7 protein-coding genes are annotated in these 8,756 nt (G+C 66.6%); 4 read left to right on the top strand and 3 right to left on the bottom strand.

The features are described from left to right. Positions 1–330 precede the first annotated feature (330 nt). On the bottom strand, positions 331–855 hold the full coding sequence (locus BQ8420_RS01695; RefSeq protein ID WP_087096015.1) for a lytic polysaccharide monooxygenase auxiliary activity family 9 protein: 525 nt from the start codon (positions 853–855) through the stop codon (positions 331–333). A 546-nt stretch (positions 856–1,401) separates the two neighbouring features. On the opposite strand from BQ8420_RS01695, the gene BQ8420_RS01690 reads away from it, so the two are divergent. Both BQ8420_RS01690 and BQ8420_RS01685 read left to right on the top strand, forming a co-directional pair. Beyond that, positions 1,402–2,466, top strand: coding sequence for a DUF4037 domain-containing protein (locus BQ8420_RS01690; RefSeq protein WP_087096014.1), 1,065 nt, complete (start codon positions 1,402–1,404; stop codon positions 2,464–2,466). A 124-nt stretch (positions 2,467–2,590) separates the two neighbouring features. Beyond that, positions 2,591–3,412 (top strand): oxygenase MpaB family protein, encoded by an 822-nt coding sequence (locus BQ8420_RS01685; RefSeq protein ID WP_087096013.1) that lies wholly within the window; start codon positions 2,591–2,593, stop codon positions 3,410–3,412. Here BQ8420_RS01685 and BQ8420_RS01680 read toward each other — a convergent pair. Together BQ8420_RS01680 and BQ8420_RS32165 are read right to left on the bottom strand one after the other, a co-directional pair. Then, on the bottom strand, positions 3,409–6,231 hold the full coding sequence (locus tag BQ8420_RS01680) for a BTAD domain-containing putative transcriptional regulator (protein ID WP_394335814.1): 2,823 nt from the start codon (positions 6,229–6,231) through the stop codon (positions 3,409–3,411). The two genes, BQ8420_RS01685 and BQ8420_RS01680, sit on opposite strands and share 4 nt — an antisense overlap. Positions 6,232–6,524: 293 nt before the next feature. Next, complete coding sequence (locus tag BQ8420_RS32165; protein WP_200815750.1) at positions 6,525–6,677, bottom strand: hypothetical protein; 153 nt, start codon at positions 6,675–6,677, stop codon at positions 6,525–6,527. 549 nt (positions 6,678–7,226) lie between these two features. On the opposite strand from BQ8420_RS32165, the gene BQ8420_RS01675 reads away from it, so the two are divergent. Both BQ8420_RS01675 and BQ8420_RS01670 read left to right on the top strand, forming a co-directional pair. After that, the gene (locus BQ8420_RS01675) at positions 7,227–7,838 is read left to right on the top strand and encodes a hypothetical protein (protein WP_235005861.1); all 612 of its coding nucleotides are present in this window, start codon (positions 7,227–7,229) and stop codon (positions 7,836–7,838) included. 6 nt (positions 7,839–7,844) lie between these two features. After that, positions 7,845–8,441: a hypothetical protein gene (locus tag BQ8420_RS01670; RefSeq protein ID WP_087096011.1), complete on the top strand. Its 597-nt coding sequence runs from the start codon at positions 7,845–7,847 to the stop codon at positions 8,439–8,441. Positions 8,442–8,756: the final 315 nt, after the last annotated feature.

Below are 8,756 nucleotides of genomic sequence, written 5' to 3'. Positions count from 1 at the left end.
GTGTGGGGCCGTACGGGGGTGGGGGCGGTGGCTGTGTCGGAGAGCCGGGCGCCGGCGTCCACCCGCCCGCGTGGGGATGCGTCGGCTGCTGCGGGGAAACGGGCCCCGGTCGCCCGTGGGGAGGCTGCCCGAAGGGGGATGGGGGATGGTGACCCATACGTGGGAATCCGTCCGGCGTGGTCGAGTACTTTCCCGACGAATGCTCCCATGCCGACCCGGGTGAGCCCTTGCCCCACCCGCCGGAGAACGGGGAACGCCCTCCGGTCCGACCGTGGCGGGCCGGACCGGAAGGCGGGGGGTCAAGGGGGTGGTGGTGCCGGACTCGTGTGGTTACAGGGCGCCGACGTTGACGTCGATGCAGTTGTAGAACGCCATCGGGGTGTCGGCGACGTTCCAGCGAGCCAGGATGGTCTGCTCACCGCTGTACCCGGACAGGTCGACGTCGTGGGAGAAGTAGTCCGGCGGCTGGGCGCCACCGTCGTCGAAGCTCGCGATCATCTCACCGTCGATGAAGTACTCCCACGTGGTGGTGGAGTGGTTGGCGGTGATGATCCAGTCGAAGGTGGCGGTGGTGCCGACCGGGGTGACGTCCCAGCCATAGTTGTCGTCGCGGAGCTCGGAGTAGATCTCGTTGCCTCCGGCACAGTCCATCAGGCCCTTGGGGCCCTCGACGCTCTGCGGCTCCCACTGGATGGGGCCGCATTCGACGACCCCGGCGTTGCACTGGGCCTGCCGGCTGGGCGGGTTGGAGATGTAGCCGTGGGCACTGGCGGTGCCCGCTGGCATGAGACCGAAGACCAGGGCGGTTCCGGCGGCGACGGCGGCTGTCGATCGGATCTTGCTGCGCACGGTCATGAATCGAGCCCTTCTGGGGGTCACGACCCCGGAGGGTCGTAGCGGGTTGACCCGGACCGTCACCGGTCCAGGGGATCGGGCGGAGGTCCCACGGCCGGTTAGTTCCGTGGGTTCCGGGCTCGGCCGAGAACGGCCCCGTGTTGGTCGGGAAAGTCCTCCACCCGGTTGTCGAAGACGGTAAAGAGAGCGTCACGGCCCGTCAAGTCCCCTGTTGGCACGGAACGGCTCTGAGCCTCCGAGGCGGGTGTGCGATGGAGGAACAGGTTCCGGCCACTGGTACTGGTGGTTTTCGGATGGGATGAACGCTCCAACTGGAAAGACACCTTCCAGATCTGACTCCGGTCTGGCGTGGCGAGGGCTCGCCCGAGGGTCCGACCATGCGACATATCGGGCAGATCTCACCTTCAGGTGACAGTTCCCTTACCTCCCGCCACCGGGCGGTCCAGAGTCCTCGACGCCGGCACCTCCCGAGCGAAAACCCGTGGACGGCGTGGACCGCGCGTGACAGAACGGACCGCACCCCATTCCCGCCCCGAGAGGTGTCCGATGCGCGATCGCCGGCCGCACTTCCTTCCCGGACTCGACCTGTCCCGGGCCCTGTACGAAGAGGCCGTGGCGCCGCTGTTGGACGGCACCCCGCACGCGGCGGCGCTACTGGGGGCCGGATCGGAGGTCCTGGGTCTGGACGGCCCGCGCTCCACCGACCACGACTGGGGACCCCGCCTGCAACTGTTCCTGCCCACCGACCACGCACGGGTCCACGCGTTGTTGTCCCGCCACCTCCCCGAGCACGTACGCGGTCGGCCCATCCGGTTCCTCCCCTTCCCGGACGATCCCGGAAGTTCCCGGCCGACCGGCTCCCCGGCGGGACGACACCGGGTGGAGGTCGTGGAGCCGGGGGCATGGCTGATCGACCGGCTCGGCTTCGATCCGAGGAACGGGGTGCGCACCACCGATTGGCTGGCCACCCCCACCCAGCGACTGGCCGAGGTGACCGCCGGTACCGTCTTCCACGACGACCTCGGCGTGCTCGGTACCGCCCGAAGCGCTCTGGAGTGGTATCCCGACGACGTGTGGCGGTACGTCCTAGCCTGCCAGTGGCGGCGCGTCGCCCAAGAGGAACCGTTCGTCGGTCGCTGCGCCGAGGCGGGCGACACCCTGGGAGAACGGATGGTGGCGGCCCGGCTGGTCCGCGATCTGATGCGGCTCTGTCTCCTCCTGTGCCGCCGGTATCCGCCCTACTCCAAGTGGCTGGGATCGGCCTTCTCCGCCCTACCGGAGGCGGCCGAGGTGGAGCCTGCGCTTCAGGAGGTCCTGACCTCCGCGACACCGACCACGGAGCTCCCCCGGGCCTACCGCCTGGTCGCCGACCTACAGAACCGGACCGGGCTGGCCCGACCCCGATCCACGAACACGCGCCCCTTCCACAGCCGCCCGTACCCGGTACTGGGCGCGGGACGGTTCGTCGACGCTCTGATGGAACGGGTCCAGGACCCCGAACTGACCGGCAGGCCCCTGGTCGGCGCGATCGACCAGTACGTGGACAACACCGACGCCCTGACCCGACCGGCGACGTTCCGTGGGGTCGCCGCGGCGGTGGACGACCTGTAGACACCCGCCCCCGGACGAGGACCGATCATCCCTGGGACCGGTCGGTGGCCGGCCGGGGGTTTCGGAACGAACGGGGCGGGCGCGTCATCTGCGACGGCACCGGGCTTTGACCTACCATCCAGACATGGACCGATCGTCCGATGAATCAATACTGCGCCGGGTCCAGGCGGAGTCCGCGCTCCTCGCCGGGGCCGGTTACGCGATCCTGCTCCAGATCGCCCACCCGTCCGTCGCCCAGGGCGTGGCCGATCACAGCGACTTCACCTCCCGCCCCCTCGACCGCCTGCGCGGAACCCTGTACTACCTGTACGGGACGGCACTGGGAACGGACGAGGAACGTGCCCGGGTCCAGGCGATCGTGCGGGCCATGCACCACAAGGTGCGCGGACCCGGCTACGACGCGCTCGACCCCGACCTGCTCCTGTGGGTCGGCGCGACCCTCTACCGCTCCGGTGCACGACTATACGAGCTCGTCATCGGCGAGTTCGCGCCCGGGGAGCGCGAGGCGTTCCTGCGAGAGGCCTCGGTGTACGCCACCGCTCTGGGGCTGCCCGAGGAGGCGTGGCCCTCGACCCCGGAGGAGTTCGAGGCCTACTGGGAGCGGGCTCACGCGCACCTGGAGGTCGGGCCGGTCGCCCGCGAGCTGGCCGAGGGGGTCTTCCGGCCACGGAACCGGCTGCTGTGGCCGCTCACCTTCACCCAGCGGTTCCTCACCGGTGGGCTGCTGCCGGAGGGGCTGCGTCGGGGCTTCGGCATCCCGTGGTCGGCGGCGAAACAGCGCCGATTCGATCGGTTGATGCGGGTGACGCGGGCGGTGTATCCGAGGCTCCCGCAACCGCTGAGGACCCTGCCGACGAAGCTGTACCTGCGGTCGATGCGCCGCCATGGGGGATGGAAGAGCCCGGGGGCGAAGAGGAAGCGGAGCAGCGGAAGTCGGTTCGCCTAACCGTCCAGCTCCTGGAGCGCCTCACGCGTCTGCGCGACCTCGGGCAGGTCGAGTTCCTCGAAGGTCCGCAACGCCTCGGTGAGCAGTTCCCTGGCCCGGTCCGGTTTCACCAACGGCCCGGGGAGTCGGCCGAGCGCGGCCGAGGCCCGAGCGGCGATGTAGCGCTCGTCCCGCTCGACGGCAAGGACCAATGCCCTTTCCAGCCTCTGGGAAGCCTCAACGTGACGTTGGGCCTTGGAAAGCGTCACCCCAAGCTCTACCAAGATCTCCGCGTCTCCACTACGGTCTCCGGATTCCAACGCCAGGTCCAATGCCTGGTAGTGCTCCGCAACCGCCTCATCCCACTTTTCGACAGCACGATAAGCGATACCGAACGAATTGTGAATGAAAATCTCGATCCCGACCAACCGGAGCTGGACTGCCAAGTTCAAGGATTCACCGAGATACTTCAGGGCCTGCGGCACTTGTCCCACACTGACCAGTGCTTCACCCATGACACGTGTAGCGTATGTCCGCGTCTCCTCCAAGGAATTCTGGGCAGCCGAAGAAATAGAATTCTCGGCGCACTGGATAGCTTCTCCATGTTCTCCCAAGGCCTGTTTGAGGATCGCCAGGTTCGCCCATTGAAGCGCTGTTACCTTGGGGTCGGATACAGCGATTTTATGGCCGAGCAGACTCTCAATGGCCTCGGCCGCTTCACGAAAACGTCCGACCCTTTCATAAACCATCGCGAGATTGGAGAGAGCGCGGAACATGCCCCATTCATCGTCTACTACTTCAAGTACGCTCTTGGCCTCGGTGAGTAACTCCAGGGAGCGGTCGAAGTGCCCTGAGATGCAGTAAGCGATGCCCATACCGATAAGGGTGACGGCGCGACCACGCTCATGCCCGCTTCCGTCGTTGGCTGCGAGAACCCGCTCGTGGAGGGACAGGATCATTCCAGCCCTTCCACGTATCGTGTAGAATTTCCAGGTCGAGTCGGCTAGCCGCCAGGCGTCTTCAGCTCGTTCTTGAGCTGCAAAGTAGTCGACGACTTCCGCTACGTGGTCTTGATGGAGTTCGAACCATTCTTCTGCCGCTTCCCTGCTGGTCAATTCTGCACTGTACCGCGACGTCCTGGCAGAACTCTCCTCACTCTTTCGCGGACCTCCGAGAAGTTCGGCCGCCCGATCGGTGGTCACGGTGAAATAATCGGCGTGGGCCTGCCGGGCTCGATCGAATTCCATGACCCCGATGTCCGTTCTCCCTCTCTGGGAGGCGAAAACGTGGATCAGGTCGTGAAGCCGGTAGACGTCCGCGTGAGGCTCGTCCAGCAGGCAGACGCTCACCAGGTCCTGAAGTACCTCGTCGGCCTCCACCGGCGAGAGGTCGAGAAGGGCGGCTGCTCCGTGAAGGTCGATGTTGCGGCCGAAGGCAGCGCTGAGCAGGAGGAAGGTCCGGTGTAGCTCCGGGTTGAGACTGCGATAGGAGAGGTCGATGGCCGATTCGACACTCTGCCCATCCACCTGGAGTTCCCGGAACTGGCGGTTCTGCTCGCTCAGACGCCGCACCACATGTGCGAAGGTCCACCGGGGCCGGCTCATCATCCGTCCGGCCACGACCCTCAGCGCGAGAGGCAGACCTCCGCACAGTCTCGCGACCTCTTGAGCCTCTTCGGGTTCCTGGATGACCTTGTCCTCGCCCAAGACTCGGGCGAAGAGCTCCAGAGAGGACTTCTTCTCCAGAACGTTCAGGGAGATGTACCGGGCGCCGCTGAGTCCCGACAGGTCATTGCGCGAGGTCACTAAGGTCAGTGATCCAGGGGAAGCCGCCAGAAGCGGGGCGACCTGGGAATAGGTGACGGCGTTGTCGAGAACCGTCAGGACCCGACGCCCCATGAGGGTGGCCCGCCACAGCGCGGAACGCTCGTCCAGGGACTCAGGGACCTCGTCCGGGTCCACCCCCACCGCTCGTAGCAAGGCTCCCAACGCGGTGTGCGGGTCCAGAGGCTCCTTGTCCAGGGTGTAACCGTAGAGGTCGATGAACAGCTGACCGTCCGTGTACTCATCGGCCAGCTCGTGGCCCGCCCGAACCGCGACGGTCGTCTTACCGACACCACCGGTCCCGGTGATGACGCAGACCTTGGCCCGCTTCTCGTCATGAGCGGCCAGGCCCAAGACCTTGGCGAGGGAGTTCTCTCGACCGGCGAAGTCGGGGATGTCCCGCGGCAGATCGTTACGGACGACGAAGCCGTCCTCCCTGCTCAACACCAACGGCCTGGTCCCCTTGGCCGGCGTCTTCTCGATGGTGTCCGCTCGCAGGATCTGCGTGTGCAGGGCCATCAGTTCGGGGTCCGGATCGACCCCCAACTCCTCCGCGAGCCGCGAGCGGATCGCCTCGTAGGCGGACAGCGCGGCGGCCCTTTCACCACTCCGCCAAAGGGCGGTGATGAGGAGGTGGTGAATCCGTTCCCGCAGTTCCTCTTGTCGGGCGATGGGAGTCAGGTAGGCGACCACTTCTTTGGCCCGACCCAGTTCGAGCGCGCAGCCGGCCCACTCGGCCACAGCCGCCCAGCGCTCTTCGAGCATTGGGGACACCACCGAGTAGAGGAGGTGTTCCGATCCGACTCCCGAGAAGGGGACCCCGCGCCAGGATTCGAGGGCCTTGGACAACCGCGTCAAGACGTCCGGAGAGGAGACGCCTTGGGCCGACCCACGAAGTCGACGAAACCTGTGCAGGTCGATACGGTCCGGGTCGAGATCGGCGAGGTAGCCGCCCGAGGTGGTTTTGATCAACCCTGGGAAGGAACGGCGCAGGTGAGAGATCTGTACCTGGATCACCGAGCGTGCTGTGCGAGGTGGGTCATCGTTCCACAGGTAGCTGATCAATTGGTCGAAAGTCACCTCTCGACCGGCGTATACCAGCAAAACGCCTAGGACACAACGCTGGCGTGGTCCACCTACGGGAAGGGATCTTCCGTCCGACCACGCGGCAATGGGGCCAAGCACGCCGAAATCCACAAGCAGCAACCCTAGCAAGCCGCTGCTCGTGGAAAAGGAATGTGGGGATCCCGTTCGTCCCGAGTACCCCCCTCCAGTCGGTACTCGGAACGCACGGCCCCCGGAGGGGAGGACTACTTGTCCTCCTTCTCCTCCTGCTTCTCTTCGGCTTCCTTGGGAGCCCCTTCCTTCGGGGTGGGCTCCTCCATGGGCTGCAGCTTGGCCCCGGGGGTCGCACCCGCCACGATCGCCTCGAACTGCTCGTCCACCGTCAGCATCTTCGGCACTCGAACTCCTCTTCTCACCGCACTCGTGTAGAGCCGCAACGTGGCCCTACGCCGTCTTCGAAGCATCAATGGGGCTCACCGCCCTCCGGCGGAACCGCCATCCGTGGAGGCCCTCCCTCTGGGGGCTCACCACGGATGACTCGTGTCCGAATCGTCGCCGGACCGGCGTGTCTCCCACGAGCCGTCCTCTCGTGGGCACCGGCCTCACCGATCGAGCTTCACACTAGAGAGATCCTCTTCCGTGGCGCTTACAAACCGCTTTCAGCCCGGAAGGAAAAACCCAAGGTCGCGCCACCCGTACCCATTGTTGACCTCTGGCCTTAACGGGTTCGACCCCACCCCCGAAAATGCACCATGTGTAGCTTGTCATTCACTATGGGTGATTATCGCTTCACTCGTCGATGCCGGGCCGTTTTTTGGACGGCGCGACCGATCCGGCCCCTCGACCTGTGTCGAAGCAGGCCACCACCTGCGCGCTCACCGCCCGATCCGACCACTTCCGGACGATTTGAGGTAGGCCACAACCCTTTACCTCTAGACTTGCGCCTCGTGGTGCATCATCTCAGCGCCGCCGAAAGACCGCGGCGCTCCCCCCTCCCGGCGAACCCCTTTGCGAGGTTCGCCCTGTTCTCCCTGATCGGCGCGGCGGGCGCGGTCGGTCTCCTCGGTGTGGCCGCGTTCGGTGGATTGGACACGCACGACCCGAACGCCGACCCGGCGGATCCGGGCACCGAGCTGAAGAACGATCTCGTCGTCGTGACCCCGCACGAGGCGCGGATCCAATCCGACGAGCTCGGCACCTACCTACAGGTCAGGGTCGATATCGAGATGCGCGGCTCCAATCGCCCTATTCCGATGGGCAACGTCGGTGGCAGCCTGGTCGTACACGCCGAGCCCACCGGGGAATCCGTGAAAGGGCCCGAGATCAACTTCGAGCGTCAGCCGACGGGTTACGTGTCGCACCTGCAACCGCACGCGGTGGAGGAGTCGGCCGTGCTGTCCTGGGAGATTCCCCAGAACCTCGACGTCGACGACGTGGAGAGTCTCGATTTCGTACTGCACGGGATCGAGGAGATACCGACGACCGGCAACAGAGGAACCCTGTGGGTCGGCACCAAAGATGTGGTGGGCGCGGTCTCGCTCCCTCTGGACGGGGACTGAACGCACATGAACCGTCCCCTCACCGTCGTCGTGTGCCTGCTCCTGGCCGTCGGCATCACCGTCCTTCAGCACTTCGTGGTGGCCCAGGACAAGATGGTGGATCCCGTCTCCACGTCCGGTTCCGCTGAGGAGCCCGTCGTCACCGACGACTTCACCCTGGAGATCGATCGGGTCGACCTGAGCACGTCCCTGCGCGCCACCGACAGTCTGGGCGACCCCGCGGAACCGGTCGAGGCCAACGGCGTCTGGGTGTTGGTCTGGACCCGGATGACCGCCGAGCACACCACGATGGCCAATTTCCCCGCCGAGCTGCGGATGAAGGACGGCACCACCTACTTCGAACCGAGCTGGTTCCCCGACGCGATGGAACGCGCCACTCTGTCTCCCGGTCTGCCCCTTTACGGAGCGTTCGTGTTCGAGGTACCCGAGGAGAAGATCGACGAGCCCTCCCTCGTCGTCACGCACGCCCCGGGGTTCGAGGCTCGCCTCGGCGCCCAGGCCGACGTGGACCTGAAGCTGACGGACACCTCGCCCTCCGACGAACCCGCGGATCTGCTGCCGCCGCAGATCCGGACCGGGGAGGACACCGATGCACCCGAATGATCCCCGTTGGCAAGGGCCTCAGCCGGGCCGCCCGTCCCCGTACCGGCGACCGGACCCGTCGCGTGGTGCGGGCGGCCACGGAGGTGGCCCCTGGCCGCCCCAGGGGCCACCTCCGCCCCAGGGGCCGCCTCCGGCGGGTGGTCGGCCCGCCCCGTGGCCGCCCGGTGGCCGTCCCGTTCCCGGGCCTCCCGGCCAGGGCGGCCACCCGGGACAGGGCGGTCACCCGGGACAGGGCGGTCACCCGGGGCAGGGTGGCTACTCGGGACAGGGTGGTCCGGCCACCGGTGCTCAGGTGCCTCCGGGACGGCCCGGACC

The organism is Nocardiopsis sp. JB363 (assembly GCF_900143625.1).
Taxonomy (GTDB): domain Bacteria; phylum Actinomycetota; class Actinomycetes; order Streptosporangiales; family Streptosporangiaceae; genus Nocardiopsis.
The sequence above is the reverse complement of the archived record's forward strand: the minus strand, read 5'-3'. Positions and strand labels throughout refer to the sequence as shown.

What these genes read in the sequence shown, in the direction of transcription:
- BQ8420_RS01670 (WP_087096011.1), top strand. Translation starts at nt 7,845, where the DNA reads ATGAACCGTCCCCTCACCGTCGTCGTGTGCCTGCTCCTGGCCGTCGGC.
- BQ8420_RS01695 (WP_087096015.1), bottom strand. Translation starts at nt 855, where the DNA reads ATGACCGTGCGCAGCAAGATCCGATCGACAGCCGCCGTCGCCGCCGGA.
- BQ8420_RS01690 (WP_087096014.1), top strand. Translation starts at nt 1,402, where the DNA reads ATGCGCGATCGCCGGCCGCACTTCCTTCCCGGACTCGACCTGTCCCGG.
- BQ8420_RS01685 (WP_087096013.1), top strand. Translation starts at nt 2,591, where the DNA reads ATGGACCGATCGTCCGATGAATCAATACTGCGCCGGGTCCAGGCGGAG.